Source organism: Geomonas silvestris, assembly GCF_014193515.1.
GTDB classification, from domain to species: domain Bacteria; phylum Desulfobacterota; class Desulfuromonadia; order Geobacterales; family Geobacteraceae; genus Geomonas; species Geomonas silvestris.
Genome location: NZ_BLXX01000009.1, coordinates 174,976 through 201,627, shown reverse-complemented (window position 1 = coordinate 201,627; position 26,652 = coordinate 174,976). Strand labels below are relative to the sequence as shown.

At 64.5% G+C, this 26,652-nt stretch carries 21 protein-coding genes; 10 read left to right on the top strand and 11 right to left on the bottom strand.

The genetic code is table 11. The features are described from left to right. Window positions 1–113 precede the first annotated feature (113 nt). From GMST_RS14855 to GMST_RS14835, 5 genes are read left to right on the top strand one after another with little or no spacing between them, the layout of a single operon-like run. Window positions 114–674: a histidine kinase gene (locus tag GMST_RS14855; protein ID WP_183355472.1), complete on the top strand. Its 561-nt coding sequence runs from the start codon at window positions 114–116 to the stop codon at window positions 672–674. Then, window positions 674–1,768 carry a protein-glutamate methylesterase/protein-glutamine glutaminase gene (locus GMST_RS14850; RefSeq protein WP_183355471.1) on the top strand — a complete coding sequence of 365 codons (1,095 nt, stop codon included), beginning with the start codon at window positions 674–676 and terminating at the stop codon, window positions 1,766–1,768. The genes GMST_RS14855 and GMST_RS14850 overlap by 1 nt, the downstream gene beginning before the upstream one ends. Before the next feature lie 22 nt (window positions 1,769–1,790). Continuing rightward, window positions 1,791–3,941: a PAS domain S-box protein gene (locus GMST_RS14845; RefSeq protein WP_183355470.1), complete on the top strand. Its 2,151-nt coding sequence runs from the start codon at window positions 1,791–1,793 to the stop codon at window positions 3,939–3,941. A 20-nt stretch (window positions 3,942–3,961) separates the two neighbouring features. Beyond that, a complete protein-coding gene (locus tag GMST_RS14840) occupies window positions 3,962–4,339 on the top strand; it encodes a response regulator (RefSeq protein ID WP_183355469.1) in 378 nt (125 codons plus the stop codon). A gap of 8 nt (window positions 4,340–4,347) precedes the next feature. Beyond that, window positions 4,348–4,917: a CheB methylesterase domain-containing protein gene (locus GMST_RS14835; RefSeq protein WP_183355468.1), complete on the top strand. Its 570-nt coding sequence runs from the start codon at window positions 4,348–4,350 to the stop codon at window positions 4,915–4,917. A 113-nt stretch (window positions 4,918–5,030) separates the two neighbouring features. Here GMST_RS14835 and GMST_RS14830 read toward each other — a convergent pair whose 3' ends face one another. Further along, the gene (locus GMST_RS14830) at window positions 5,031–5,909 is read right to left on the bottom strand and encodes a LysR family transcriptional regulator (RefSeq protein WP_183355467.1); all 879 of its coding nucleotides are present in this window, start codon (window positions 5,907–5,909) and stop codon (window positions 5,031–5,033) included. Between the two features lie 128 nt (window positions 5,910–6,037). Between GMST_RS14830 and GMST_RS14825 the strand changes: the two genes are divergently transcribed. Both GMST_RS14825 and GMST_RS14820 read left to right on the top strand, forming a co-directional pair. Continuing rightward, window positions 6,038–7,267: an MFS transporter gene (locus GMST_RS14825; protein ID WP_183355466.1), complete on the top strand. Its 1,230-nt coding sequence runs from the start codon at window positions 6,038–6,040 to the stop codon at window positions 7,265–7,267. A 279-nt stretch (window positions 7,268–7,546) separates the two neighbouring features. Further along, on the top strand, window positions 7,547–7,819 hold the full coding sequence (locus tag GMST_RS14820; RefSeq protein WP_183355465.1) for a hypothetical protein: 273 nt from the start codon (window positions 7,547–7,549) through the stop codon (window positions 7,817–7,819). Between the two features lie 18 nt (window positions 7,820–7,837). Here the strand turns inward: GMST_RS14820 and GMST_RS14815 are convergent, their stop codons facing one another. Further along, complete coding sequence (locus tag GMST_RS14815; RefSeq protein ID WP_183355464.1) at window positions 7,838–9,205, bottom strand: TAXI family TRAP transporter solute-binding subunit; 1,368 nt, start codon at window positions 9,203–9,205, stop codon at window positions 7,838–7,840. A gap of 412 nt (window positions 9,206–9,617) precedes the next feature. Here GMST_RS14815 and hcp point away from each other — a divergent pair, with 412 nt between their 5' ends. Continuing rightward, window positions 9,618–11,252: a hydroxylamine reductase gene (gene hcp / locus GMST_RS14810; RefSeq protein WP_281380057.1), complete on the top strand. Its 1,635-nt coding sequence runs from the start codon at window positions 9,618–9,620 to the stop codon at window positions 11,250–11,252. Window positions 11,253–11,397: 145 nt separating this feature from the next. Here hcp and GMST_RS14805 read toward each other — a convergent pair whose 3' ends face one another. The 8 genes from GMST_RS14805 to GMST_RS14770 form a co-directional block, all read right to left on the bottom strand. After that, the gene (locus GMST_RS14805; protein WP_183355462.1) at window positions 11,398–13,947 is read right to left on the bottom strand and encodes an ATP-binding protein; all 2,550 of its coding nucleotides are present in this window, start codon (window positions 13,945–13,947) and stop codon (window positions 11,398–11,400) included. Between the two features lie 405 nt (window positions 13,948–14,352). Continuing rightward, on the bottom strand, window positions 14,353–15,678 hold the full coding sequence (locus tag GMST_RS14800; RefSeq protein WP_183355461.1) for an anaerobic C4-dicarboxylate transporter: 1,326 nt from the start codon (window positions 15,676–15,678) through the stop codon (window positions 14,353–14,355). A gap of 279 nt (window positions 15,679–15,957) precedes the next feature. Continuing rightward, window positions 15,958–17,382 (bottom strand): sigma-54-dependent transcriptional regulator, encoded by a 1,425-nt coding sequence (locus GMST_RS14795; RefSeq protein WP_183355460.1) that lies wholly within the window; start codon window positions 17,380–17,382, stop codon window positions 15,958–15,960. Between the two features lie 196 nt (window positions 17,383–17,578). Next, complete coding sequence (locus GMST_RS14790) at window positions 17,579–19,501, bottom strand: transporter substrate-binding domain-containing protein (protein WP_198424561.1); 1,923 nt, start codon at window positions 19,499–19,501, stop codon at window positions 17,579–17,581. Between the two features lie 106 nt (window positions 19,502–19,607). Next, the gene (locus GMST_RS14785; protein ID WP_183355459.1) at window positions 19,608–21,077 is read right to left on the bottom strand and encodes an NlpC/P60 family N-terminal domain-containing protein; all 1,470 of its coding nucleotides are present in this window, start codon (window positions 21,075–21,077) and stop codon (window positions 19,608–19,610) included. Between the two features lie 160 nt (window positions 21,078–21,237). Further along, complete coding sequence (locus GMST_RS14780; RefSeq protein WP_183355458.1) at window positions 21,238–21,510, bottom strand: hypothetical protein; 273 nt, start codon at window positions 21,508–21,510, stop codon at window positions 21,238–21,240. Between the two features lie 229 nt (window positions 21,511–21,739). Continuing rightward, window positions 21,740–21,937 carry a hypothetical protein gene (locus GMST_RS14775; protein WP_183355457.1) on the bottom strand — a complete coding sequence of 66 codons (198 nt, stop codon included), beginning with the start codon at window positions 21,935–21,937 and terminating at the stop codon, window positions 21,740–21,742. Window positions 21,938–22,144: 207 nt separating this feature from the next. After that, a complete protein-coding gene (locus GMST_RS14770) occupies window positions 22,145–22,831 on the bottom strand; it encodes a PilZ domain-containing protein (RefSeq protein ID WP_183355456.1) in 687 nt (228 codons plus the stop codon). Between the two features lie 322 nt (window positions 22,832–23,153). Here GMST_RS14770 and GMST_RS14765 point away from each other — a divergent pair, with 322 nt between their 5' ends. Together GMST_RS14765 and GMST_RS14760 are read left to right on the top strand one after the other, a co-directional pair. After that, a complete protein-coding gene (locus GMST_RS14765) occupies window positions 23,154–24,488 on the top strand; it encodes an NfeD family protein (protein ID WP_183355455.1) in 1,335 nt (444 codons plus the stop codon). A 131-nt stretch (window positions 24,489–24,619) separates the two neighbouring features. Next, entirely contained in the window at window positions 24,620–24,916 is a 297-nt protein-coding gene (locus GMST_RS14760; protein ID WP_183355454.1) for an MTH1187 family thiamine-binding protein, read from the top strand. A gap of 302 nt (window positions 24,917–25,218) precedes the next feature. Here the strand turns inward: GMST_RS14760 and GMST_RS14755 are convergent, their stop codons facing one another. Beyond that, the gene (locus tag GMST_RS14755; RefSeq protein ID WP_183355453.1) at window positions 25,219–26,406 is read right to left on the bottom strand and encodes an MFS transporter; all 1,188 of its coding nucleotides are present in this window, start codon (window positions 26,404–26,406) and stop codon (window positions 25,219–25,221) included. Window positions 26,407–26,652 lie beyond the last annotated feature (246 nt).

The following is a 26,652-nucleotide window of genomic DNA, read 5'->3' as shown; positions in this document are numbered from 1 at the left end:
GGAACAGAGAACCTAGGACTTTCAAAGGTTTCAGTTTCCTTCTCTTTTGCCGATAGGTCACTAAAAAGCTCACCAGCGGCCTCCTTGTTACCGCCGCGTTTCGGAAAGGTCCCATGTTTAAAGAGCAGCAACACGGCAGCCGCGGGTACTTCGACCCGGACCTGCAAACCCAGGTCGTCAAGATCCTCCCCGGCGAATTCTACGCAACCTGCGAGCCGACCACGGCCATCGCCACCCTCCTGGGATCCTGCGTCTCGGTCTGCCTCTTCGACCCGGTCTGCAAGGTCGGCGGGATGAACCACTTCATGCTTCCGGAACTCTGGAACGAAACGGCCCGAACCCGCTGCGAGAGGCCCAGCGGCTCCTGCAGCGACCAGTGCTCGGCACGCTACGGCTCCTGCGCCATGCGCAAGCTCCTGAAGAATATGGAGCAACTCGGCGCGAACCTGCCGCGGCTGGAGGCAAAGGTTTTCGGCGCGGGACGGGTGCTGGCACGGGTCACCGACATCGGCGACAAGAACGCCTCCTTTGCCCTCGGGTATCTCGAAGAGCGCGGCATCCGGGTGATCGCGCAGGACCTGGGCGCCAAGTGCCCGCGCAAGATCGTCTTTTTTCCCACAACCGGCCGGGTGCTCGTGAAAAGGCTCAGGGACCTGCCGGCAGGAGTACCCTGATGGCCATCAAAGTCCTCGTCGTCGACGATTCCGCCCTGATCCGGGCGCTTTTGAGCGAGATCATCAACGCCCAGCCCGACCTGGAGGTGGTGGGGACCGCACCGGACCCCCTGGCGGCGCGGGAACGGATCAAGGCGCTCAACCCGGACGTCCTCACCCTGGACGTCGAGATGCCCAAGATGGACGGGCTCGCCTTTCTGGAGAAACTGATGCGGCTTAGACCCATGCCGGTGGTAATGGTTTCCTCGCTCACCGAGGCGAGCTGCGAGATCACCCTGAAGGCCCTGGAACTCGGCGCCTTCGACTTCGTCACCAAGCCGAAGCTCGATATCCGCAGCGGGATGCTGGAGTACGCCGAGGAGCTCACCTCCAAGATCCGCAGCGCCTACCAGGCGGGGCTCAGGCGCCCCCTGGTGCCGCGTGGCGGCTCGGCGGCGGCCCCGGTGCGCAAGCTCACCGCCGATGCCGTGCTCCCCACCAACCACCTGCACTTCTCGACGACCGAGAAGGTCATCGTGGTGGGGGCCTCGACCGGCGGCACCGAAGCGCTGAAGACCTTCCTGGCCGCGCTCCCCGCCGACTGCCCGGCCATCCTGGTCACCCAGCACATGCCCGAGGCCTTCACCCGCGCCTTCGCCGCGCGCCTGAACGGCCTGTGCGCCATGGCGGTGAAGGAGGCGGAACACGGCGAGCGGCTCATGCCGGGACACATCTACGTGGCGCCGGGCAACCGCCACCTGCTTTTGACCCGAAGCGGCGCGAACTACACGGCCACCCTCTCCGACGGCCCTCCGGTGAGCCGGCACCGCCCCTCGGTGGACGTCATGTTCCGCTCCGCCGCCAACTGCGCCGGCAGCAACTGCCTGGGGATCATCATGACCGGGATGGGCGACGACGGGGCCGCGGGGATGCTCGAGATGCACAACGTAGGTGCCCGCACTCTCGCCCAAGACGAGGAGAGCTGCGTGGTCTTCGGCATGCCCAAGGAGGCTGTCGCCCGCGGCGGGGTGGACGAGATCGTTGCGCTGGACGAGTTGGCCAACCGCCTGCAGGCCTGGCTCGCCGCCCAGGGGAAGCGCAGTTTCCGGGTCTGATCGGCCCCAGGAGTACCGGTACGTGTCCATTAAGACCAACAAGATCGCCAACGCAACCCTGAGCGCCGCCCTGGTGATCGTCATCTGCCTCACGATCACCACGGAGCTCGTGCTGAAGCAGGTGCGCACCGAGGAGACCCAGGAGGCGGCCGAGGTCCAGGACCACGCCCTCAAGCTCTTCTGGAAGCTCTACCGAGCCAAGGGGACCAGTTGGAGCGTCCAGGGTCGCGACCTCATGATGGGGAGCTACCGGGCAAGCGGAAACCAGGAGGTTCCCGACCGGGTCAGGGCGATCACCGGCAGCACGGCGAGTGTCTTTCTGGACGACACCCGCGTGGCCACCAACGTCTTCTACCCCGGCGGCCGCCGGGCGCTCGGGACCAGGATGCCAGCGACGATCTACCACAGCGTGGTCGTAAAAGGGAAACCCTTCCGGGGGGAATCGCTGGTGCTCGGCGAGAAGTTCCTGTGCGCCTACGAGCCGATCCGCGACCGGCACGGCAACGTGATCGGCGCCCTGGCGGTAGGGGAGCGGGCCGGCAACTACCTGGCCGCCTACCGACGCACCGCGCTGCGTATCCGGGCCATCAACGCGGTGCTCACCTGCATCTTCATCCTGTGCGCCTTTTTGCTCCTGGCCGAACGCAAGCGGGCCCAGGACGGCACCCAGAAGCAGCTCGACTTCCTGCAGGTGATCATCGATGCCATTCCGGCCCCGATCTTCTACAAGGACGCCGCCGGGATCTACCTCGGCTTCAACAAGGTCTACGAGGAGTACATAGGCCTAACCCGCGAGCAGATGCTGGGGAAATCGGTCTTCGACCTGTGGAGTCGCGATGCCGCCGAGATCTTCCACACCATGGACCAGCAACTCTTTACCGCGCCGGGGGTGCAAACCTACGAGACTTCGGCGGTGCGCCACTCGGACGGCACCCGCCACTCGGTCATCATGAACAAGGCGACCTTCCACAACCCCAACGGGAGCCTCGGGGGACTCGTGGGGGTGATGCTCGACATCACGGAGCGCAAGAAGGCCGAGGAGGAGACCCGCAACGCCTACCGCAAGCTGGCGGACATCCTGGAGTTCCTCCCCGACCCCACCTTCGTGGTGGACCAGGAGCACCGTGTCATCGCCTGGAACCTGGCCATCGAGGAGCTCACCGGCGTCGGCAAGGAGCAGATCCTCGGTAACGGCAACTACGCCTACGCGGTCCCCTTCTACGGGGTGCGCCGTAAGATGCTCATCGACCTTCTGGAGGACCCTCCCGAGGCCCAGGAGAGCTGGTATGCCGGCATCACCAGTAACGGCAAGACCCTGAGCGCCGAGGCCTGCCTCGGCCTGCACCGCGGCGAGCGCTACCTCTGGAGCGCGGCCTCGCCGCTCTACGACCTGCAGGGGAACCTGGTCGGGGGGATCCAGACGGTGCGCGACGTGACCGAGGTGCGGCTGGCAGAGCAGGAGCGGCATCGGCTCGAGATGCAGCTTAAGCACTCCAACATGATCGAGTCGCTCTTGACCCAGCTGAGCCACGACCTGCGCACCCCGCTCACCCCCCTCTTCGCCCTGCTCCCCATGGTGCGCCGCCATGTCCAGGATCCCAAGCTCGAGCGGATGGTCGCCATGTGCGAGGATTCGGTGCAGCAGATCCAGGGTTTGACCGTCAAGGCGCTCGACCTGGTCCGGCTCTCCGGGGCCCAGGCAGTGCCGGATCTGGGCCCGGTCCCGCTCGCGGGGATCGCCCGCGTTTCCCTGCACGGCTGTGCCGCCCAGTTCGAGCAGCGCGGCGTGACCTGTCTGAACGAGATAGACCCGCAGCTCGCCGTATTCGGCCAGCCGGAGCAACTCGCCCTGCTCTTCGACAACCTGCTCAGCAACGCGGCCCGCTATGCGGCAGAGCACGGCTACGTCCGGATCCGGGCGAATCTGGGCGAGGAGACCGTGACCGTAGCGGTCCACGACGACGGCCTTGGGCTGGAGCCGGTACACTGCGAGCTCATCTTCCGGGAGTTCTTCAAGGTCGACGCCGCGCGCCACGACACCAAGACGCAGGGGCTGGGGCTTCCCATCTGCAGGACCATCGTCATGAACCACCAGGGGAGGATCTGGGCCGAGAGCCCGGGACTCAACCAGGGCACCACCATCTTCTTCACACTGAAGGCAGCAAAGGCCTGATGAACCACGAGGGAACCGACATGGAAAACGGCGTAATGATCGTCGACGACAACGAGCACATCAGGCAATCGGTGCAGATGATCTGCGAGTTCGAGGAGCTGAACCTGGTCTGCGCGGCCAGCGGGGAGGAGTGCCTGGAGCACCTGCAGGCGGGTTTCCGGGGGGTGATCCTGATGGACATCATGATGCCCGAGATGGACGGCTGGCAGACCATCCGGGAGATCGTGGAGCGCGGGCTGTACAGCGGCAACCTGATCCTGATGCTCACCGGGATGGGACAGCCCGACTCCCGGATGGACGGGCTGCAGGAGTACGTGACCGACTACCTCACCAAGCCGTTTGGACCGGACCAGTTGGTCGACGCTCTGAAGTACTACCTGAAGCTGGTTCAAGCCTGAGCGTGCCTATGAAAGCCAAAAATATCGTGGTTATAGGAGTTTCCACCGGCGGCCCCATGACGCTCAAGACGCTTTTCAGCGAGCTCCCCCCGCTCGACGCGGCATTCCTCGTGGTCTTGCACATCACCCCGGAGATGGACTTCAGGATCGCGCAGGGGATCGCGGCGAGCGCCTCGATGCCAGCGGAACTCGCGCGCGACGCCGAGTTCATGAAAGCCGGGCATATCTACCTGGCCCCAGGCGGCTACCATCTCAAGGTTGAGGGAAACCACCGCTTCGCGCTCTACACCGGTCCGCGGGTGAACTACGTGCAGCCCTCGGTGGACGTCACCATGTTCTCCTTCACCCGGCAATCGGCGGGACAGCTGATCGGGGTCATCCTGACCGGGATGGGGCGCGACGGCGCCCTGGGGCTTAAGCACATGAAGGATATCGGCGCGACCACCATCGCCCAGGACCAGAAGTCCTCGGTGATCTACGGCATGCCGAAGGCGGCGCTTGAGACCGGCGCGGTGGATTACGTCCTCCCCCCGCTGGGGATCGCGGCGAAACTGGTGGAGCTTCTGGGGCGGCGCTAGGGGCAAAGCCTGACCACCGAGGACACAGAGGGAAAGGCGAGGACACAGGGGAAAGACCGAACCAAAGACCTTAAGGGGACAGGCACCTGGCGGAGCCGGTCCCCCGGTTACTTCTAGCGTTCCTCGATCTGCTTGAGCAAGAAGTCGGCGAAAGCGCGGTTGGCGCGGGAGAGGTAGACCTGCTTCTTCCAGGCGATCAAGAGGTCGAGGTGCAGCGGCGGGTCGAAGGAGACCGCTGCCAGGTCCTGGTCCGCGCTGACCACCATGCGCAGGAAGATGGAGATGCCGGTGCCGTTACGCACCAGCGACTTCACCAGGGAAAAGAGGTTCGTTTCGAAGACGATACTCGGCGCGGCACCCGTCCCCTTCAAGACGTCCAGGAAGAACTCCCTGATGTAGTACCCCTCCTTGTAAAAGACCAGCGGCTCCCGGATGAACTCGGCCAGCGTCACCGAACCGCGCCGCGCGAACGGGTGATCCAGCGGCACGCAGACCACGATCTCCTCGCGCAGAAAGCGGCGCACCTCCAGGTTCTCCGGGAAGCTCTCCCCGGCCACCACCCCCATGTCCAACTCCCCTTGGCCGATCAGCTTCTGGATCCGGCCCGCCCCCTCCCCCAGCACCGACAGGGAGAGCTCCGGGTAGCGGCGCTGGAAATCCCTGATGATGTCGGGAAAGAAGTAGGCGCTGATCATGGGAGGGATGCCGATGCGCACCTCCCCCTTGGTGAGCCCGCGCAACTCCCCCATCTCCTGCTCGGCCGCCTTCAGGTCGTCCAGGATGCGCTGCGCGTGGGGGAGGAAGATCTCCCCTTCCGCGGTGAGCGAGACCTTCTTGTCCTGCCGGTTGAAGAGGGTCAGGTCGAGCTCCTCCTCCAGCTTCCTGATGGCCATGCTGACCGCCGGCTGCGCTATGTGCAGCGCTTCCGCCGCCTTGGTGAAGTTCCGCACCTGGGCCACTTCCAGAAAGTACCTGAGCTGCCGGACGTCCATCGCGCACCTCATCCTGTCAAACCATAGTAATTACTTATCGAAACAATAATTATTATATATTTTTCTTATCCTTCCGCAAGAGCTATAGTCACCCTGACCGAAGCTATTCACCCGTAAAAGAAGGACCTATGGGCTCCGTTACCAGCGGCACCAAACGATACCGTCAGATCAACCTCGCCTTCTTCATGGCCGGGTTCGTCACCTTCATCACCCTGTACGACGTGCAGCCCCTGCTGCCGGTCTTCTCCAAGGAGTTCGGGCTGCCGGCGGCGCTGGGGAGCCTGCCCTTGTCGATGACCACCTGCAGCCTGGCGGTGGCCATGCTCTTTGCCGGGACCATCTCCGAGACCTTCGGGCGCAAGCAGGTCATGGTGGCCTCGCTCGTTACCACCTCGCTCCTGGCGCTTTTCACCTCGTTCACCCACAGTTTCCTGCCGCTTTTGCTGCTGCGGCTCCTGCAGGGGATCGCGCTTGCCGGGCTCCCGGCGATCGCCATGGCCTACCTGAGCGAGGAGATCGCCCCGGCCTCCCTGAGTTCAGCCATCGGCCTCTACATAAGCGGCAACGCCATCGGCGGCATGACCGGGCGCATCTTCACCGCCACCATGACCGAGTGGTCCAGCTGGCGCGTGGCGCTCGGGGTCATCGGGGTCGGCTGCCTTTTGCTCAGCGTCTTCTTCGCCTGGTCGCTCCCCCCCTCTGCCAACTTCACGCGGCGCGGTTTCCAGGTACGCTACCTGTTCAGCTCGCTGTACAAGCAGCTCAAGGATCCCGGGCTGCGCTACCTGTACGGGATCTCCTTCCTCGTCATGGGCGGGTTCGTGACGCTGTACAACTACATCACCTTCCGGCTCCTGGCGCCCCCCTTCTCGCTGGGGCACTCGGCGGTGAGCTGGATCTTCCTGGTCTACCTTTTGGGGTCCTTCAGCTCGTCGATGATCGGGCGTCAGGTCGAGCTGTTCGGGCGGGAGCGGATGATCTGCCTGTCGATCGCCAGCATGGTGCTGGGGGCCTTGATCACCCTTTCGGGGGACGTGGCCACCATCGTGGTGGGGATAGGATTTCTGACCTGCGGGTTTTTCGGGGCCCACACCATCGCCTCGGCGTGGGTGGGGAGCCGGGCTCGTACGGCGCGTGCCCAGGCGGCTTCCCTGTACCTCTTCAGTTACTACCTGGGTTCCAGCGTTTCCGGGACGGCGGGCGGGTTGTTCTGGAGCGAGTTCGGCTGGCACGGCGTGATCTGCCTGATCGTCGCGGTCCTCGTGCTGGCGTTGTGCTGTGTGAGAAGGCTCGTCAGGATCTGTGAAAGCGAGTCAGGCGCCGAGGCGGTAGCAGCCCTCGAGGCACTGCGCAGCTAGCAGGGATACCAGGGACAAAAACTAACCCCAAAATAAACAGGGCTGACTGGGATAAACGGGATCACAGCCATCCCCTTACAAGCTGGTGATACTAAAGTCTTAGGCTTGTGAGGGTTTTACCTTTTCATGATTTTATCCCCTTCATCCCTGTTCGATTATTAATCCCTTTAATCCCATTTATCCCTGTTAGTTTTAGTTTTCATCCCAGCCATCCCTGCTCAAGTTTTCCTGCCGGCCACCGATACAAGCTCCATGAGGTTGCAACGCAAGGAGTGCATCATGTCGGATCTGATACGTGTAGCAGATGGAGTCGCCATACCTGTCGAAATGCTGGCCACCTGGGACCGCCTGTCGGAGTACGCCACGGTCTACGGGCCGGAGTTCGAGGCCGATGTCACGCGTCTTGGCCTCAACCTGCGCCCGCTGTTCAGCCTGAACCAGTCCATCGGCGGCGAGCAGGCGATCTCCTTTGAAACCGCCACCTCGTCCAGCCTGCAATTCTACCTCCGGCCGGACATCTACCGCGCCATGGTGGGCGGCGTCAACAACTAGCGCCGCCTCGCCCGGGTTTCACCCCGCGGCCCCCCCACGCAGCCCCTCCCTATAGCGGTCCCCCACGAACTTGATGTGGTCGCGCAGCACGTAGAACTGCTCCGCATACGCCAGCGGCATCTTCATCTTGTTGACCTCGGCCTCGATGTCGTCCAGCCGCTTGAGCAGCGCCGCGCGCTCCTCGACCGAGGGGTTGGCCAGGATGCTGCGCTCCAGCGCGATCAGGTTGCCGTACCAGCGGTAGATGCGCGACCTGACACGCCAGCTGTAGATCGCCGGCACCAGCTTAAGCCCCGGGATCAGCACCACCACGATAGGGATCACCACCACGATGAGGCGATCCGCCAGGGTGGCGAGCCAGAAGGGGAGCATCCGGTACAGGAAACTCTTGCCGGAATTGTAGTAGCGCTTGGCGTCCGCACTGATCGGGAACTCGTGCTCGAGCGGCGCCGGGAATTCCCCCGCCTTCTGCATCAAGGTCGCCTTGCCGTGCACCTCGCGCGCCGCCTCGACGAGCAGGTCGGAAAGGGCCGGGTGCAGGTTGCCCCGCGCCACCAGCTCGGCCGTCGGCCCCATCAGGTGGATGTCTTCGGGGGGCATGTTCTTGCCGAAGTCGAACACCCCCATCGGAAGATCGAGCTTCTCCAGGTACTGGAAACGCCGGGCAAACCCCGGGGCCTGCGGGAAGTTGAGCAGCCGGATCCCCGGGGTCCAGAGCAGCTTGCGCATTACCGCCGGGGTGGCCGAGTCCCCCATCAGGAAGGCGGCATCCACCGTACCGTCGATGAGCGCCTGGGAGGCCGCCTCGCCACCCAGGTCCACGAGCTGGGTCGTGCCCCCCGGTTCGATCCCGTTCGCCTTCAACACGGTGAGCGCCAGCACCCGGGTGCCGCTCCCCGGAAGCCCGATGGCGATCCGCTTGCCGGCAAACCCGGAGAGGAGCTGAACCGGCGCGTCAGTCCGGTAGTACACCAGCATCGGCACGTGGAAGACGCTCCCCAGGGAAACCAGCCCGTCGATGTTCACCCCCTGGGTAACGCCCCCCTGCACGAACCCCACATCCACCTTGAACTTGGGATCGCTCAAGCGCCGCAGGTTGTCCAGCGACCCGCCGGAGGTGAGGATCTTCAGCTTCACCCCGTTTTTGGCCAGGATCTTCTGGTATTTCTGTGCCGTGGTCAGGAAGTTGCTCCCCTCGGGGCCGCTGGTTATGGTGATCGTATTGGGCGGCGCGGGGCGCAACAGCCAGTAGGCCGCCCAGATCGCCGCCAGGGTAAGGAGCAGCAAAGGGCCCACCGTCACCATCAAGTCCCGCACCGAGACCCCGACAAAGCGCGCCACCGGGCGCACCGCCGCGAAGTTACGAAACTGCTTTTTCTCTTCCATAAAAACCTCTCTCACCGCAACAGCGCTTACACCGCCAAGAAAACATCTAGAGCCACAAACAGGGAGAACCGGGCAACCCGGCGGCTCCCGTTTTACTTTTACCACATGATATCGGCCACCTACAACTTCTCCGTCAAGGCCGGGACCCCCTTTCCGACCAAAAAGAGCCTAAAACACAGAACTGCATTTTTATGACATAGGTCAAGGCCGCGGGGATCGGATGCCGCTATGGTGTCTTCAACAAAACGGCCACCGACTCCCATCATGGTGCTGCCGGAGCAAGACCCGAGAGAGATTACCACACTCCGGACCACCCGGGATACAGGAGACCTGAATGAAGAACAAGATCATGAACTGGCTTGGTTTAGCCAAAGGAACTACCACCCCTAACACTACCGCCAAGGAGGTAACGATGGAAAACATGTTTTGCTACCAGTGTGAGCAGGCAGCCAACGGTGGCTGCTCGAAAGTAGGCGTTTGCGGCAAGCAGCCGGACGTGGCCGCCCTGCAGGACCTTCTGGTCTACACCATGAAAGGGATCGCCTTCTGGGCCGACAAGGCACGCGCCAAGGGCGCCAAGAACACCGACATCGACCGTTTCATGCTGGACGGCCTCTTCACCACGGTGACCAACGTCGACTTCAGCGCCGAAGAGATCGCCAAGCTGGTCCGCAAGGGTGCCGAGAAGCGCACCCAGGCCCAGGCCCTCTTCGAGCAGGCCAACGGCGGCGCCTTTGCCGGTGAAGTTCCCGAAGCTGCAAAACCGTTTGCCGCGGCGAGCACCGCCGAACTGGCCGCCCTGGGCGCTCAGCACGGCGTGAAGGATCCCTCCATCGACCCGGACGTCAAATCGGTCCAGGAGATCCTGATCTACGGCATGAAAGGCTACGCAGCCTACGCCCACCACGCGCTGGTGATCGGCCTTGAGAACGAGGAGATCTACGCCTTCACCCACAAGGCGCTCTCCGCCACCCTGGACAAGAGCCTGGGCCTCATGGATTTCGTCAACCTCGCCATGGAGTGCGGCCGCATCAACCTGGTCACCATGCAGCTTTTGGACAAGGCCAACACCGACAGCTTCGGCCATCCGGTTCCGACCCCGGTCCAGCTCGGCACCAAGGCCGGCAAGGCGATCCTGGTCTCCGGCCACGACCTGCGCATGCTCGAAGAGCTCCTGAAGCAGACCGAAGGGAAAGGGATCAACATCTACACCCACGGCGAGATGCTTCCGGCTCACGGCTACCCGGTCCTCAAGAAGTACGCCCACCTGGCGGGCAACTTCGGCGGTGCATGGCAGGACCAGGCGAAAGAGTTCGTCAACTTCCCCGGCGCCATCATCTTCAACACCAACTGCATCCAGCGTCCGGCCGAAAGCTACAAGGACCGCCTGTTCACCTGGGGCCTCGTGCAGTGGCCCGACGTGAAAAACATCGACGGCTGGGACTTCTCCCCGGTCATCGACAAGGCGCTCTCTCTGCCGGGCTTCGCAGAGAACCCGGGCAAAGAGATCCTCACCGGCTTCGGGCACAACGCGGTGCTCGGCGTGGCTCCGCAGGTCATCGACGCGGTGAAATCCGGCGCCATCCGTCACTTCTTCCTGATCGGCGGTTGCGACGGCGCGAAGAGCGGCCGTAACTACTACACCGAGTTCGCCGAGAATGTCCCGGCCGACTGCGTGATCCTGACCCTGGCCTGCGGCAAGTACCGCTTCAACAAGCTCGACTTCGGCGACATCGGCGGCATCCCGCGCCTTCTGGACGTCGGTCAGTGCAACGACGCCTACTCCGCGATCCAGATCGCCGTGGCCCTCGCCGGTGCCTTCAACTGCGGCGTAAACGACCTGCCGCTCTCCATGATCCTCTCCTGGTACGAGCAGAAGGCGGTCGCGATCCTCTTGACCCTCTTGCACCTGGGTATCAAGAACATCAAGCTGGGACCCAGCCTCCCGGCCTTCATCACCCCGAACGTCCTGAACTTCCTGGTGGAGAACTTCAACATCGCCCCGATCGGCACCGCCGAAGGGGACCTGAAGCAGATCCTCGGCTAAGAAAAAGGCAGCGACCATCACGAAAAAACGCGGCTCCGGAATTCCGGGGCCGCGTTTTTTTTGGGTCTACGTCCTAAGTTCTAGGCGGTAAGTTGTAGGTTCTCCATTCCAGGTTCCAGGTTCTACGTTGCAGGTGGTGCCAGAGCTACGCTTCGGCGAGCGCTTCGGCCACGGACTTGCTGAGGCTCTGCAGCCGGTACGGCTTGTGGATGAACCCCTTGGCGCCGATCCCCAACAGTTCGTTAACGGTCCCCTCGCGGTGGAAGCCGGAGGAGAAGAGCACCCGCACCTCGGGATCGAGCCGCTTGAGCCTCAGGAAGGTCTCCTTGCCGCTCAGCTTGGGCATGACCATGTCCAGGATGACGAGGCCGATGTGCGCATGCTCGCGGCCGTAGAGCTCCAGGGCCTGCTCGCCGTCTTCGGCCAGGTAGACCTGGTACCCCAGCTCCTCGAGCAGGCAGTGACCGGAGAGCCTGATGATCGCCTCGTCGTCGACCAGCATGATCCCCCCCTTCCCCTGGACCGTCTCCTCGCCGTCGGCCAGCTCGCTCGCCTGGCTGGCGCCCGACGGAAGAGAGAGCCGGAACACGGTCCCCCGGCCGGGCTCGCTGGTCACGCCGATGGTGCCGTTGTGCTCCTTCACCGTCCCGTACACCGCGGCCAGCCCGAGCCCTGTCCCCTTGCCGGTCTCCTTGGTGGTGAAGAACGGCTCGTAGATATGCTCCAGCACCTCCGGGGTCATCCCGATGCCGGTGTCGGCGACCGAGACCTCCAGATAGGGCCCCGCCGCCAGCTGTCCGGGCAGCGCACTCCCCGCGAGCTCCACGTTGCAGGTCGTGAAGGTGAGGGTCCCCCCCTCGGGCATGGCGTCGCGGGCGTTGACCGCCAGGTTCAAGAGGGCGTTCTGCAAGAGCCCCGGGTCGCCGATGACGGTCGGGTTCTGGGCCTTGAGCTCCACCCGGAGGTCGATCCGCTTGTCGATGGTCCGCTCGAGGATGGCCACCACGGCGTTGATGCAGTCGTTGATGGAGATCGCGGTCGAGGTGATCTTCCCCTTGCGGGAGAAGGCCAAGAGCTGCCGGGTGAGGTCGGCCGAACGGGTGGCGGCATCGAGGATCACCCCGGTCAGTTTCGCGTTGTAGGGATCCTCCCCCAGGCGCCAGTTGAGCATCTCCGCCGCGCCGATGATGCCGGTGAGCATGTTGTTGAAGTCGTGCGCCACCCCTCCCGCCAGCTGCCCTACCACATCCATCTTGTGCGCCTGGCGCAGCTGCTCCTCGACGCTGCGCTGCTCGGTGATGTCGACCGAGATCCCCAGGAGGTACTGCGGCTTCCCCGAGGGGTCGAAGATGGGGACCTTGCGGGTGTGCAGGATGCGCTCCTGGCCGTCGCGCACGTGAATCCGCTCTTCCGGGATCTCCTGGATCGCCCCCTGCTGCAAAACGAAGCGGTCCATACCGGTAAAGAAGGTCGCCTCCTTTTCCGGGAAGAGGTCGAAGTCGTTCTTGCCGATCAGCTCTTCGCGCCCGATCCCCAGCATCTCCTCCCCGGCCCGGTTCATGCTGATGAAGCGCAGTTCCTGGGCATCCTTCACGAAGACCATGGCCGGCATGTTCTCGACGATGGCGGTCAGAAACTCCTCGCTCTTCTGGAGGGCATCCTGGGCCGCAAAGGTCTCGTCCAGTTGCTGGCGCAGCTCCTCCTCGATGGCGGCCAGTTCCTCGTTTTTCTCGAGCAGGGCGCTCTCCGACTCCTGCAGCTCGTGGGTGCGGGCGGCTACCCGCCGGCGCAGCAGCACGATGAACGAGGTGCCGATGATCCCGGAGGCGGCGAGCCCCAAAAGCAGCTGGATCAGCCAGGTCGGGGTGACGTTGACCATCTCGGCCTGGCGATGCAGCCAGCGGTTCAGCGCGCTGTGGTACAGCGACCCCTTGTCCGCCTTCCAGCCGGCGAGATAGCGGTCCAAGGTCGTGATCAGTTCCGCGTTCTTCCCCTTGCCGGCCGCGAAGTAGAGGTCGAAGGGGTTGAAGATGACGCCGGAGGATTTCACCCTGAAATCCTTGCTCCGTCCGATGCCGAAGGTGTTGTTGACCACGCCGGCGTCGACGCGCCGCGCCTCCACCTCCTTGAAGACCTCCTCAAAACCCGGGAACTCCACGATGGTACAGGGGATGCCGAACTTCTCCACCAGGTTGCGGAACTGCTTGCCGTTGGAGTCGCCTTTCATGATGGCAACCCTCTTGCCGGCCATGTCGCTGATGCTGTTGAGGTCGGACTTCTGGTGGACGTAGACCTCGCTCCAGACCGTCATGATCGGAGTCTTGCCGTAGTCGAGAAAATGGGTACGTTCCTCGAGCCAGGCCACCGAGGTCAGCAGGTCCACCTCACCGCGCTTGATGCGCTCCATCCCCTCGCCCCAGCTGCCGTAGACGTACTGGATCTGCCAGTTCTCCCGGCGGGCGATCTCGTCGAGCATCTCGACGTAGAACCCCTTGACCCTGCCGTCGCGGTCCTGGTAGATGGCGGGATTGAAGTTGAACGCCGCGACGCGGACCACCCGCTTGGGTACCGTTTCCGCATGAAGGGCCTGGTCTTTGAAGCTGCAGAGACAAAAAAGGAAGAGAGCGCCGAGCAGGAGGGTGAGGCGGCCCGAGCGGGAAAAGAAGGTAAACCTGTGCGACGCTGGAATCTTCATGGGTCGGATACCTGCAGGGAAGCTGCGTTCGTGAGAGAAAAGGACCACGCCGGAAGGAGCGCGGCCGAGACTTCGGGTATCGACGACAGCCTGCGACACTGGAGGTGCCGACTCTGGTGCAGTAAGCGAAACACCTTATATCATTAATGTTGTGGCGCCGCAATCAGGATATTTGCGGCAGAGCGCCGGCAACATCGAATGAATTTCTAGTTCCCCGCGGTTCCCACCCGTTCCCGTATCGGCAGGTTAACCCCCGACCTTTAATTATCTCTTTCGCTAGTAAGGACACATGAGCTTAACCGGCTGCCCTCCCTGCGACCGGACCCGGCAGCGTGGGGCCCTCGCAAAGAAAAGCCGCGGCAGGAAACCCTGCCGCGGCCGGTGCTGCGCCAACCCTCTCTCCGCTTAGAACAGGATCTTCGCGATGGTGTAGGCCACCAGGGTCGACACCCCGACGCCGATGAAACCGGGGATCATGAAGCTGTGGTTCAAGAGGTACTTGCCGATGCGGGTGGTGCCGGAGCGGTCCATGTTGATGGCCGCCAGGTCGCTCGGGTAGAAGGCGAAGAAGAAGTAGGCGTAGCTGGTCGGAACGAGCCCCAGAAGGAGCGGGATGGGGAGCCCGAGCGCGGCGCCGAAGGGGAGCATGATGATCAGGGTGGCCGCCTGGCTCTTCACGAAGGCCGAGACGCAGAACATGGCGATGCCGAAGGTCCAGGGGGCCATCTTCACCATGAGACCGATCTTGTCGATGAGGAAGCTCTTGTTGGCGGTCACGAAGGTGTCGCTCATCCAGGCGATGCCGAAGATGGAGACCACCGCGATCATCCCGGCGATGAAGACGCTCGAGTGGGCGATGTCCTTGGCTTTCACGCCGGTGGCGAACATGATGAAGGCGCCGTAGCCCAGCATGATGAACTGCACCACGGTGGTCATCGGGATCGGCTTGCCGCCGGCGACCGGGAGGATCTGGGGCCAGACGGCCATGGCGACGATGGTGAGCACGCCGGCGAAGAAAAGGAACACCGAGAGCTTCGCCTTGCCGGTGATCTGCTTGTCGAGGGTGGTGACCGAGGTCTCCAGCGAACGGGCGAACTCGGCGTCCTTCAGGCGCTCCTGGAATTCGGGATCCTGGTCCAGGTCCTTGCCGCGGTTGAAGCTCCAGGCGGCTGCAGCCAGCACCCCCACCACGCCGGCGGGCATGGTCACCATCAGGATGTCGAACAGGGAGACCGGGTGCCCCGACTTGAGCGAGAAGGCGAGGAAGGTGGTCACCGCGGCCGCCACCGGGCTTGCCGTGATCCCCATCTGCGAGGCGACCGAGGAGATCGCCATGGGGCGCTCGGGGCGGATCTTGGTCTTCAGCGCCACGTCGGCGATGACCGGCAACAGCGCGTACACGGCATGGCCGGTCCCGACGCAGACGGTGAGGAAGAAGGTGGAGAGCGGCGCCAGGATGGTCACGTACTTCGGGTGGGCGCGCAGCATCCGCTCGGTCAACTGCACCAGGTAGTCGAGGCCGCCGGCCACCTGCAGGGTCGCCGAGGCGGTTACCACGGCGAGGATGATCAGCATGACGGCGATGGGTGGCTCCGAGGGCTGCACCCGGAAGAGAAGCACCAGGACCGAGACGCCGAGGCCGCCGATGAGACCGAGGGCCACCCCCCCCTTACGTACGCCCAAAAGGATTGCCCCGAGGACGAGCACAAACTGGATCCAGAACGTTAACATGACGGGTTACCTCTCCTTGGTGCTGCCGCGCGGCAGGTGCGCCGCGCCGGCAGCCGAATTTGCGTGTGCTGCTGCCCTTACCAGAGCAGGTATGGTGCCAACAACGCAAAAACCGGGTAACCAGCCGGAAACCAAGGAGAATAGCCCTGCAAGGGGAGCAGGGACAAAAGGCAACCGGCATAACGGGAGGTTATGCCGGCGCCGGGAGGGGGGACGCGAAGCTCATTAAATCGGGGACTTCGCGGCGCTATAACCGCAGGCTATGACTATAACCGCCGGTTATGCCTGTTGGTTGCGCATCATCTTCAGGCGTTTGTTGAGGGCGGGCTGGGAGATCCCCAGGAGCCGACCGGCGAGGGTCTGGTTGCCGCCGGCCCGCTCCAGCGCCTCCTGCACCAGGAAGGAGGCCGCCTCGGTAAAGGTGGGGAGTTCGGCGAAACCGGCGAAGGGATTTTGCCGGGGAGCCGGCTCCGCTGCCGGCGGCGCCTCCCCCTGGGCGCGCTCCACCGCCTTCACGAAGCTCTCCATGGAGAGCATCCGGTCGCGGTGCACGCTGACCGCGTCGTAGACCATGGCGCGCAGCTCGCGCAGGTTCCCCGGGAAGCTGTAGGTGGCCAGGAACTGGGCGAGCCCCTTGGGCGGGGTCGGCCTCTTCTTTTCCAGGGCCCGGGCAGCCTCGGTGAGGAAGTGATCGAGCAAAAGCGGCAGGTCTCCCTTGCGCTCCCTGAGCGGCGGGACCTGCACCTGGTGGGTGCGCAGCCTGAAATAGAGGTCGCGCCTAAAGCTCCCCGCCGCCTCCTTGGCGGCCAGGTTCTGGTGGGTCGCCACGATGACCCGGGCCTTGATGCGCTTGGGCTGGTCGGAGCCGAGCGGGAAGTACTCCCCTTCCTGGAGCAGGCGCAAGAGCTTCACCTGGGAGGGGATGGAGAGGTCGCCGATCTCGTCGAGAAAAAGGGTCCCGTCGGCGGCCTCCTCGACCATCCCCTTGCGCACCGCCTCGGCCCCGGTGAAGGCGCCGCGCAGGTGCCCGAAGAGCGTGTCGGCAAAGACCGAGTCGTCGAGTCCCGCGACGTTCACGGTGACCAGCTTGCCGCGGCAGCCGCTCAGTGCGTGGGCGGCCCGGGCCAAAAGCTCCTTCCCTACCCCGCTCTCCCCGGTGATCAAAAGTGGCTGCGGGCTCTTGGCGACCGCCTCCAGGTAGCTGAAGATGGCGAGCATGCCGCGGTCCGCGGTGACGATGTCGGCAAAGGCCTCCGGGTGGCGCAATTCGCCCGAGACCAGGCGGCTCGACATCTCCCGGTAGTCGCGCTGCATCTCGAGCATGCGCACCGCGCGCAGGACGCCCCCCACGATGCGGTCCTCCTCGTCGGTCTTGATGAAGTAGTCGAAGGCACCAAGCTTCATGCAGCGCACCGCCGTCTCCAGCTGGTTCAGCCCGCTCACCACGATGGTGGCGATCTCCGGGTGGCGCTCGGCGATCTTCTTCAAGAGCTCCTCGCCGGAGAGGTGCGGCATGGTGAGGTCCAAGAGCACCAGGCCGATCCCGCCCCCCTCCAAAAGCCCCATGACCTCGCGGCTGTCCTCGCAGGTCACCAAGTTGTTGAGCCCGGCCGTGCTCTTCAGGGTGAGGGAGAGCGAGCGCAACCAGGCCGGTTCGTCGTCCACCAAAAGGATCTGGAAATTGGGATAGCTGCTCGGTAGCATGACTGGCTCCGTAAAGAAAGAAAAGGCTTTGAGTGATCGCGAGGGGACCGGCTTCGCAGCTACCTGCCCCCCGGTCCCGGCCTGGTGCATCGGAGCTGCCGGGGTGAGCCACGCGGGGACCAGGCGGCCGCTTATTGACGAGCTGAGGGGTGTCCGGGATCTGCCGCAAATCTTCCAGCCCCCGCGTCGGCCCCCCTTAGGTGTTCCACTCCATGCTGTCCAGCGAGGGGGAGGTTGTCTCCCTGAGCGCCGGCAGGCTCAGGGTCACCATGGTGCCGCGCCCGGGCTCCGACTCGAAACTGAGGGTGCCGCCGTGGTCTTTCACGATCCCGGCGGAGACCGAGAGCCCAAGCCCGGTGCCGCCGCTCTCCCTTTTGGTGGTAAAGAAGGGGTCGGTGAGCCGGGCCAGGTGCTCGGGTGCGATGCCGCCCCCCTGGTCCTGCACCTTCAACTCCAGTCTCTGCAGGTCGGTACTCAGCCGGGTGGTCACCGCGATCCCCTCTTCGCGGTCCGAGAGCGCCTGGCAGGCATTCAGGACCAGGTTCAGCACCACCTGCTCGATGCGCTGGGCGTTTCCCCGAAAGCGCGGCAGCCCGACCCCGAAGTCGGCGCTGAAGTGGGCGGTTGACTTGCGGATGGTCGGCTCCACCAGGCGCAGGGCGGTCTGAACCACCTGGTTCAGGTCGCTTGCCACCTTGTCGCCGGCATCGTCGCGCCGGGCGAAATCCTTCAAGTCGTGCACGATGCGCTTGATGCGCTGGGCTCCCTCCTGCATCCCGTCCAAAAGACGCGGGATCTCCTCGCGCATCTCGCTGTAGGGAACCCCACCCAGCATGAAGTCCCCGTTCTCCTCGAAGTGCTGTTCGAGAATCGGCGCCGCGTCCTGGTGCGCCCGCTTGAGCACCGGGAGATCCAGGAGGATGAGCCCGGTCGGGTTGTTGATCTCGTGTGCCACCCCGGAGACCAGGATCCCCAGCGCCGCCATCTTGTCCGCCTGCACCAGTTGCTGCTGGTTTAAGAGCAGTTCCTCCTCGGCGTGCTTGCGCTCGGCGATCTCGCGGGTGAGGTCGGCGGTGCGCAGCGCCACCTGGCGGTGCAGGGTGCGCGACCAGAGGGCGAAGCCCCCCAAAAGGAGCACCAGCGGGACCACGACGATGGCGGCGTACTTGGCGACGATGCGCCACTCGATGGGGGTTGGCTCCAAAACCCCCAGCCATTTCTCGTAGATGGCCTGCTGCTGCCCGGTCTTCTTCAGGATGGCGAGCCCCTCGTTGAAACGGGAGAGGAGCTCCTCGTTCCCCTTGTCCACCGCGAAGCAGTAGCGGTGGCTGGCGACGTTGCGCACCACGGGGATCAGGTTAGATAGCTTCAGCTCGCGGATGATGTACATCCCCGGGACGATCGCCACGATGGCGAAATCGGTCTTGCCGGCGGCGGTCTGGCGCAGGGCATCGGCGGGGGTATCGGTGAGCACCAGCTTCCCGGTGAACCCCTGCTTCTTCAGGAAGTCGTGCATGATGCCGGCCCGGTGCACCGCCACCGTCTTTCCCTGCAGCTCTTCCAGCGAGTTGACCCGCGGCGAGTCCTTGCGGGCGAAGACGGCGTGGTTCACGATGGTGTGCGGCAAGGAGAAGTCGACCTCGGCGAGGCGCTCGTCGGAATAGGACATCCCCTGCAGGACATCCACGGAGCCGTTTTGCAGGGCGGTGCGCATCTCGGACCAGGCGCCCAGGCGGAACTCCACCTTCATCCCCATGACTTCGGCGATGGCCTTGGTGAGCTCGACGTTGTAACCGGAAGGGCGACCGTCGCGGTCGATGAACTCGTAGGGGGGGTAGTCGCGGTCGCCGCCGACGACGATGGCGGCGCGGTGCCCGGCACCGGGGGCGACCTGCTGGGCGCGAGCAGTCGCCGGGGCGGCGGAGCTGAGACGGCCTTGGGGAGGGGCCGCTCCCTGCCGCGCTGCGGGAAGCGCCGCGGGGGCGCCGCCGGCCGGTGGCTGGGCCGGCCAGGCAGCGCCAGCCGGCCACCAGACCAGGGCCAGCAGCAACCAGGCCGCACCCGCCGGGGCGAGCCCCGCCAGAGCCGAGCGTAGGTGTCTCCTGAGTGTTGCCAACATGGGTTACGGCGTCTCCTGACCTGGGATCTGCCGGAGGGGCATTCCCGGCCCCTTATTATTAGCACGTTTCCGGTGTCAGGTCATGAGAAAGGTCGAAGGAAGGGTTTTAACGAGAGGGGATATCCGGTATAGCGGCAGGGCAGCGGGCGCTGAGGGCGCCGAGTGCGCTCGCTTTCTCAAGAAGGGAGGCACCGGGGACCAGCCCCAGCTCCTTGCCGGGCTCCAGGGTGGTGATGGCGGAGAGGCCGATGATCTGGGTGCGCTGGGCGGGATGTTCGCCACCCTCCCCGTTGCCGCTTCGGGGAGCCACCCCCTCCTTGAGCCGGATGGACCAGGCGCCGTGGAACACCAGGGGGCGCCCCTGGGGATCGAGCCCTACGTAGAGCATGATGTGGCCGGGCTTGAAGAGCAGGGTGAGAAACGGGGGGCTCTTCTTGATGAGCTCCTCCTTGCGCGCCGGCGGCAGCGCCGTGAGGTCGGCCCGCCCCGGGGTCGAGGCGATCTGGTCGCTCGAGGTGCGCGGCAGCCAGATCCCGAAGGGGAGGAAGAAGTCGCGCAAAAGCGCCGAGCAGTCCCTCAGGTCGTAGATCTCCCCCCAACCGTAGGGTTCCCCCAGCATCTGGTTGCCGACCAGCGCGATCTCTGCGGGTCGGAAGGGGACCGGAAAGGGGGCCGCGGCCGTCTTCGGGAGTGCGACGCGGCGGATCTCGGCGCCCCCCCCCTCGCCCGCCGAGGCGACCGCCACCTGCCACTCCTCCGCATCCTCCCGGATGAGCGGCAAAAGGGTACCAACCTTGCAGCGAAACACCCCGACCCCTTTGCCGTCCGGGACCGGGGCGTAGTCCTGGGTCACCACCAAAAAGCGCCCCCCTATCCAGTCGGCCACCTGCCCGGGGTTAAAGGCCGCCACGTCGCGACGCTCGAGCCAGCCGTTTGAGTAGGCGGTCTCCACGAAGAGCCAGACCCCGTCGGCCGAGGCGTGGCGCACCCTCAAGGGCTCGTTGAGCTTCACCTGGGGGTAGGAGATCATGTCGAAGGGGGCGTCGTCGGGACTCTTGTAGAGCGGCTGATAGCTGGGGAGCCCGCGCAGGTGTGCAGGCGCCACGGCCACGGCCGGAACGCTTCGCGACGGGAAGCCCTCCAGCGCGCAGTTGTCCAGGATCTCCCGAAGCTCCCTCCGAGGGACTTTGCGCTGGTTGGGGCCGTACCAGGTCCCCCTCCCCTGCTGCCGCATGTAATCCCTGATCTCGGCGGGTTCTTCGCCGGGCCCTGGTGCGCCCCAGGGGGCGAAGTAGTGCTGCCGGAACTCGTCCAAAAGATAGCTCCGGCACTCCCCGGGAAGGTTCAGGCGATCCCCGGCGGCGACGGCGAGCCGCCCCAGGTCCTGCGGGATCCGCCTGAGGTCCTCTATTTCGTACTCTTCATGTCGGATGGGTCTTCTCGGTTCCATGACTTCGGTTCCGGCGCTCGGGGCCGCCAGGGTTCCTTTGCCTGGTTTCAGGGTGCAACCGGTCTCAAGCAGGGCCACGGCAAGGATCCCGACTAGCAGGTACCGGATCGGTTCGACGTACAGCATCTCCATTCCTCCCCAAGCTCCCAGGTGACAACCGGACTAGTATAGAGCGCATTAATATTCTGGGAAGCGCGGGGAGGAAAAAATACTGCAGGTCGAGCAAAAAGAAGGGGCCGCTTCGGAAAGCGGCCCCCGGTGCAGCACGCTCCCCTCCGGAGCTGCCCTAAGGTTCCTTCTCGAGCTCGGCATCCACGCTTTCGCAGAGGATCTTCTTGCTGTCCTTCATGTCCGAATATTTGAAGCCGCCCCCCAAGGTAGTGGGCGAGCAGACGTTTTCCGGTGAATTGGCGTTTACCAGGCAAATGGAGCAGGTCACCGTCGGGTTATCGGTCAGGCGCTCCGCTTCCTCTACCAGCCCTTTGCCGTGCAGGGCGCAGATGTGGTGCTCGTGGTTGGTGACGCAGGTGCAAATGGTCTTCTCGGTGTTCCCCGGCATGGGATGCCTCTCTTTGCCTTAAAATGACGGAAAAGTCTCTTTCATTGGACCATCAAGAGCCATGCTAGCGCGTTTGCACAGAGCTGTCACCTGGAAAACGAAGGGAAAAACTGAGGATAACCTCTTGAATAGCGGTGGGTTGGCAGGAATGGCGAGAGGCGGAACCGGCACCGGGAGCGATGCCGGTTCACGGGAAAAGGAAGGAGCGCCGGCCGTCTGGCCGATCCCTTCATTGGTTTTGCGGGTCTGCACCGGGATCCTTTCCGGGCGGCAGCAGGGGCCCGGCTCCCCTCAGCTTCCCGGCCTTGGCGGCGCGTTTGCGCAGGATCCGCATCAGCTCTGCGGAACTCAGGTCGGACTGCCGATGGCTGCGCCGCTCCAGGCGCACGATAACCGGAGCTTTTTCCTTTCGGTCACGATCCTCCATGGTCACCACCTCCTGATGCCGCGCCGGCTTGGGCTGCGAGGCTCACCCAAGGCGTGGGGCAGCCTCGGCGCCATCCGGGCTGGCTGTTGTCGTTACGCGAGAACCTTCAGAAGTGTATCGCGGGGGGGAAAGCTGCACAAACAGGGGAAAAGGCGGCACCGGCGAGCGCCAGGTGCCGGTGCCGCACGAAGGGGGAAAGCGGCGCGGCTACAACAAAGCGGGGGCGCTACCCGCGGCAGACGCTACGAACTGCTCGATCCGTTCGCGCCGCTCGGCGGCAAGACGGGTGAACTCGACGCCGTAGATGTGGGTGCCGCCGGGGAGGCTTCCCGACCAGACCACCATCCCCTCGGCCACGATCGGGTAACCCGACAGGTCGAAGAGCACGTTGCTGAGCGGGTCGTTTTTGCGCAGCAGGACGCTCGTCTCGCACAAAAGCCCGGAAGCGCTGATGTTGCGGGTCATCCCGGAGAAAGAGAGGGTCCCCCAGGTCGCCTCCACCCGCGCGTTGAACACGGCCCGGAACTCGCGCCGGGCGCGGATCTCCAGGAACTTCCCGACCAGCTTGAGCAGCTCCTCGGGGCGCACCGGCTTGCTCACCACCGCGTTGGCGCCGCAGCCTGCCGCGAACTCGGCGTCCTGGGCGTAGGCTATCAGGATGATGGAGACGTTGCGCAGGGCGCTGTCCTCGCGGATCAGGGAGCAGAGCAGATCGCCGCCGGACGGCGTGCGCTCCAGTTGCGAGATGATGAGGTTTATTTCGTGTTCGCGGCAGATGGCCAGGGCTTCCTGGACGGAGGAGGCGGTGAGGATGAGGAAACCGGCACGGTTCAGCAGGGTTTTGTTACGGTCCAGGAAGGCTTCCTGGCTGTTGACGAGCAGAATCTTTTTCATGCGCTGAGATCCCGGTATCTGGTTCAATATCCGGTGGCAGAGCAGGCTTGAATGCCTGTCATCTGTCACAAAAAAGACAGTAAAAAAAGTGGCAAATACAAACAGTGCAACGACGCTAACCAGTTACGCGCCCTTTATTGCATAGGGTGAATCAATAATCAACTATAAATTGCAACCGTTCCTTTATTGCCCGACAACATGACCCTGTTCCGGGGGAAGCGATTGTCTTAAAGCCGAAACGATGAACTCCCAACAGGGGGAGCTGTTTGACAGGACCTTGCACAAGGCTAGAATTTGCAAGGGTTATTGTGGAGGTACCGCGATGAAAAAGATCCGCTCGGCACTCTGGGTACTGCTCCTGTGCCTGTTCCCTGCGCTTACCTGCTCCGGGCAGCAGAAAGCAGCGCAGGTCGCTCTCCTTTCCGTAAACGGCACCATCAATCCGGTGACGGTCGCCTATTTCCTGCGCAACCTGGAGGGAGCGGCCCGGCGCGGGGACGCCCTGGTGCTCGTGGAACTGGACACCCCGGGGGGGCTTGATACGGCGATGCGCGACGCGGTGAAGGGGATCTTCGCCGCGCAGGTCCCGGTGGCGGTGCTGGTGACACCGCCGGGAGCCCGGGCCGCCTCGGCCGGAGCGGTGATCGCGCTCGCCGCGGATGTCTGCGCCATGTCGCCGGGGACCAACATCGGCGCGGCGCACCCGGTATCCCTGGGGGGGAAGCCGGACAAGGTCATGGAAGAGAAGGTGCTGAACGACTCTGCGGCGTACCTCGAGGGGATCGCGGCGCAGCGCGGGCGCAACGTCGAGGTGGCTCGACAGATGGTCCGCGGGAGCCTGTCGCTGTCGGCGGAGGCCGCCCTCAAGGAGCGGGTCATCGACCTCATCGCCCAGAACCCGCAGGACCTGGTGGACAAGCTCGAGGGGCGGCGCCTTATCCGCGACGGCAAGCCGCTGGCCCTCAACCTCGCCGGAGCCCGGATCACCCGGCACGAGATGGGGACCCGCGACCGCATCCTCAACACCATCAGCAATCCCGACCTCGCCTACCTGCTCATGCTGGCCGGCATCATAGGGATCTTCTTCGAGCTCTCCACCCCGGGCGCCATCCTCCCGGGGGTGATCGGCGGCATCTCGCTTTTGCTCGCCTTCTTCGCCTTCCAGACCCTGCCGGTGAACTACGCCGGGGTGCTGCTCATCCTTTTGGCCATCATCCTGTTCATCGCCGAGATCAAGATCGTCTCCCACGGCATCCTCGCCATCGCTGCCGTGATCTCGCTGATACTCGGCTCGCTATTGTTGTTCCCCTCCCCAGAGCCCGGCCTGCGCCTGTCGCTCGGGGTGATCGTGGCGACCGTGACCGTCACTACGCTCTTTTTCGTGGTGGTAGTCGCCAAGGGAGTGGAGGCCTACCGGCAAAAGCCGGTCACCGGGAAGGAGGCTATGATCGGCGCCGAGGGGATCGCGGCAACCGAGCTGCGGCCCGAGGGGAAGGTGCTGATCCGCGGCGAGTACTGGAATGCCGAGGGGGCGGAGCCGATCGCCCGGGGTGACCGGGTCGAGGTGACCGCGCTGGCCGGCCTGAAAGTTTCCGTGAGGAAGGTCCGCCCGCCAAAGGCACCGGGCGAAACGGGAGGGCCGGGTCGAAACAGTTGAGCTCGAACGGCAGATAACGTATACTGGCCGCTGGATTACTGACTCTGCCGTACACGGAATGAACGCCAGCGCACCCCGGCAGAGAGCCGCTACGGCCCGGCGCCGGTCCACCAACCGACAAGGAGACTGCCATGAAAGTCCTCATCGACCTGTGCCTGGTGCCCCTCGGAGTGGGGGTATCGCTCTCGCCCTACATCGCCGCCTGCCAGAAGGTTTTAGCCGACAGCGGCCTTAAAAGCGAGCTGCACTCCTATGGAACCAGCATCGAAGGTGAATGGGACGCGGTGTTCGCCGCGGTGAAGCGCTGCCACGAGGTGGTGCACGAGATGGGTGCGCCGCGCATCACCACGACCATCAAGGCCGGGACCCGTACCGACCGCGAGCAGAGCATGGAAGACAAGGTACGCAGCGTGAAGGAAAAGCTGTAGGAGGCCCTGTGCCGCGGACGGTGCCGAACGGCCATTTCCGGCAGCCGATATCCGCGGTCCTGCAGCGCCGAGACGATCCAGGCAGGGCGAACCCACCTTCGCCCTTGCCCCCCCAAAAACCGCTTCCCGCTCTCCCCGCGCGCGAGCCTCTTCTCCCCTTGAGCCAAGCGCTCTTACCCGGCCCTTCCTGACTCCTCGACACGCCCCGCCAACCGTTCGGCTCGCAAACGCCATGCCGGCTGAAGGCCCACCAAGCCTGGGGCAGTTGCTATCCCAGCCTTGGATCAGCTCACCCGCCCGGCCTAAGACTCCGCCGCGGCCGTGCCCTTTTTGCCGCGCAACAGCGCAAGGAAGAGCACCAGCGCGCAGAGCGAGCTAGCGCCGGCTAAGGCGAAGCCGGCAGGGTACCCCACCCGCTTCAGGGCGAGCCCCAGGGCCGTCGACCCGGACATCATCCCCAGGTAGATGCAGCTGTTGTACATCCCCATCGCCAAGCCGCGCTTCAGCGCCGGGACCAGTTCGGCGATGAGCGCGCCGATAGAGGTAAAAGTGAGCGCCATGCCGACCCCCATGAGGACCGCACACCCCACGAGCGCCCAGAGACCGGTCACCTGGCCGAGCACGCTGAGGGCCAGGGCGAGACAGGCGAGGCCTGCCGCCACCAGGGTGCGCCGGTCGACACGGTCGGCGAGGGTCCCCAGCGGGATGCGCCCCACCACGTTGGTCACCGCCTGCGCCGCGAAGACGAGGCCGACCTGGGCCGGGTCCAGTCCGTGCTGCGAGGCGTAGAGCGGCAGGAAGGTGAGAAAGACGCCGAACCCGACGCAGCTGCCGGCGGTGGCCAGAAGGCACCCCGCCAGGCGAGGGTCCCGAACGAGCCCCAAGGTTCCGGCGAGCACCGCGTGGAGTTCGCTGCAGTGCCGGGGAGGGCCTTGAGGGAGCGCCAGGAGGGCGAGCAGGATCACGGCGAGCAGCGCGCTTCCCGAAAAGAGGAAGACCTGGCGCAGCCCCCAGGCCTTGGCGAGCCAGCCGCCCGAGGCAGGCCCCAGGGTCATGGCGATGTAGATCGCCGTGGTGTACCAGCCGTAGGCCTGCCCCAGCCGGTGTGCCGGCACCAGGTCGGCTACCAGCGAGAGCATCCCCGGCGCGAAGGCCGCCAGCCCCGCCCCGAAGAGGAGGTAGGCCAGCGCCATCTGCACCGGTGCCTGGCACTGGGTGACCAGGAGCGAAGAGACCGCGGTCAGCGCGAGCCCGACGACGATCGGGGTGCGGCGCCCGATGCGGTCGGCCACTAACCCGGCGGGAATGGAGAGGAGCCCGGTGGTGAGCATGAAGGCGCCGTTGATCATCCCTACCTGTGCCGGCCCCGCCCCGAGGTGGGCCGCCAAAAGGGGGAGCACCGGGATGCGCAGGTACGCGCAGAAAAACGCCGCGAAGCCGATCAGGCAGAGCAGCAGGAAAGGGCCGAAATGTTCCTTGTCGTGGGTCATGGTCGCGCGGGGAAAGAGTCGGGAAAATCTACAGGTCGGGTGATCCGGCAGCACACTATCGAGCCTCGACGGCGATGCTGTCAAGGCAAATGAACGGCTGAGCTGCCGGGTGCTCGCGAGCCTCGTCTCTTCTTGAGCCGGCCGACGGGGTGCAAACCTTGAACAGCAGGGCACTTTCCGCTGCACAACGGCATCTCTCCGAAGGAGATGTCATTCCGTAATTTCAATAGTTTAAGATTGGCACAA

Excerpts from the sequence above, each read along its gene's own strand:
- GMST_RS14785 (WP_183355459.1), bottom strand. The coding sequence starts at position 21,077 with ATGCTGTACGTCGAACCGATCCGGTACCTGCTAGTCGGGATCCTTGCC.
- GMST_RS14820 (WP_183355465.1), top strand. The coding sequence starts at position 7,547 with ATGTCGGATCTGATACGTGTAGCAGATGGAGTCGCCATACCTGTCGAA.
- GMST_RS14800 (WP_183355461.1), bottom strand. The coding sequence starts at position 15,678 with ATGTTAACGTTCTGGATCCAGTTTGTGCTCGTCCTCGGGGCAATCCTT.
- GMST_RS14760 (WP_183355454.1), top strand. The coding sequence starts at position 24,620 with ATGAAAGTCCTCATCGACCTGTGCCTGGTGCCCCTCGGAGTGGGGGTA.
- GMST_RS14830 (WP_183355467.1), bottom strand. The coding sequence starts at position 5,909 with ATGGACGTCCGGCAGCTCAGGTACTTTCTGGAAGTGGCCCAGGTGCGG.
- GMST_RS14755 (WP_183355453.1), bottom strand. The coding sequence starts at position 26,406 with ATGACCCACGACAAGGAACATTTCGGCCCTTTCCTGCTGCTCTGCCTG.
- GMST_RS14770 (WP_183355456.1), bottom strand. The coding sequence starts at position 22,831 with ATGAAAAAGATTCTGCTCGTCAACAGCCAGGAAGCCTTCCTGGACCGT.
- hcp (WP_281380057.1), top strand. The coding sequence starts at position 9,618 with ATGGAAAACATGTTTTGCTACCAGTGTGAGCAGGCAGCCAACGGTGGC.
- GMST_RS14815 (WP_183355464.1), bottom strand. The coding sequence starts at position 9,205 with ATGGAAGAGAAAAAGCAGTTTCGTAACTTCGCGGCGGTGCGCCCGGTG.
- GMST_RS14840 (WP_183355469.1), top strand. The coding sequence starts at position 3,962 with ATGGAAAACGGCGTAATGATCGTCGACGACAACGAGCACATCAGGCAA.
- GMST_RS14855 (WP_183355472.1), top strand. The coding sequence starts at position 114 with ATGTTTAAAGAGCAGCAACACGGCAGCCGCGGGTACTTCGACCCGGAC.
- GMST_RS14795 (WP_183355460.1), bottom strand. The coding sequence starts at position 17,382 with ATGCTACCGAGCAGCTATCCCAATTTCCAGATCCTTTTGGTGGACGAC.
- GMST_RS14765 (WP_183355455.1), top strand. The coding sequence starts at position 23,154 with ATGAAAAAGATCCGCTCGGCACTCTGGGTACTGCTCCTGTGCCTGTTC.
- GMST_RS14825 (WP_183355466.1), top strand. The coding sequence starts at position 6,038 with ATGGGCTCCGTTACCAGCGGCACCAAACGATACCGTCAGATCAACCTC.
- GMST_RS14780 (WP_183355458.1), bottom strand. The coding sequence starts at position 21,510 with ATGCCGGGGAACACCGAGAAGACCATTTGCACCTGCGTCACCAACCAC.
- GMST_RS14850 (WP_183355471.1), top strand. The coding sequence starts at position 674 with ATGGCCATCAAAGTCCTCGTCGTCGACGATTCCGCCCTGATCCGGGCG.
- GMST_RS14790 (WP_198424561.1), bottom strand. The coding sequence starts at position 19,501 with ATGTTGGCAACACTCAGGAGACACCTACGCTCGGCTCTGGCGGGGCTC.
- GMST_RS14805 (WP_183355462.1), bottom strand. The coding sequence starts at position 13,947 with ATGAAGATTCCAGCGTCGCACAGGTTTACCTTCTTTTCCCGCTCGGGC.
- GMST_RS14835 (WP_183355468.1), top strand. The coding sequence starts at position 4,348 with ATGAAAGCCAAAAATATCGTGGTTATAGGAGTTTCCACCGGCGGCCCC.
- GMST_RS14775 (WP_183355457.1), bottom strand. The coding sequence starts at position 21,937 with ATGGAGGATCGTGACCGAAAGGAAAAAGCTCCGGTTATCGTGCGCCTG.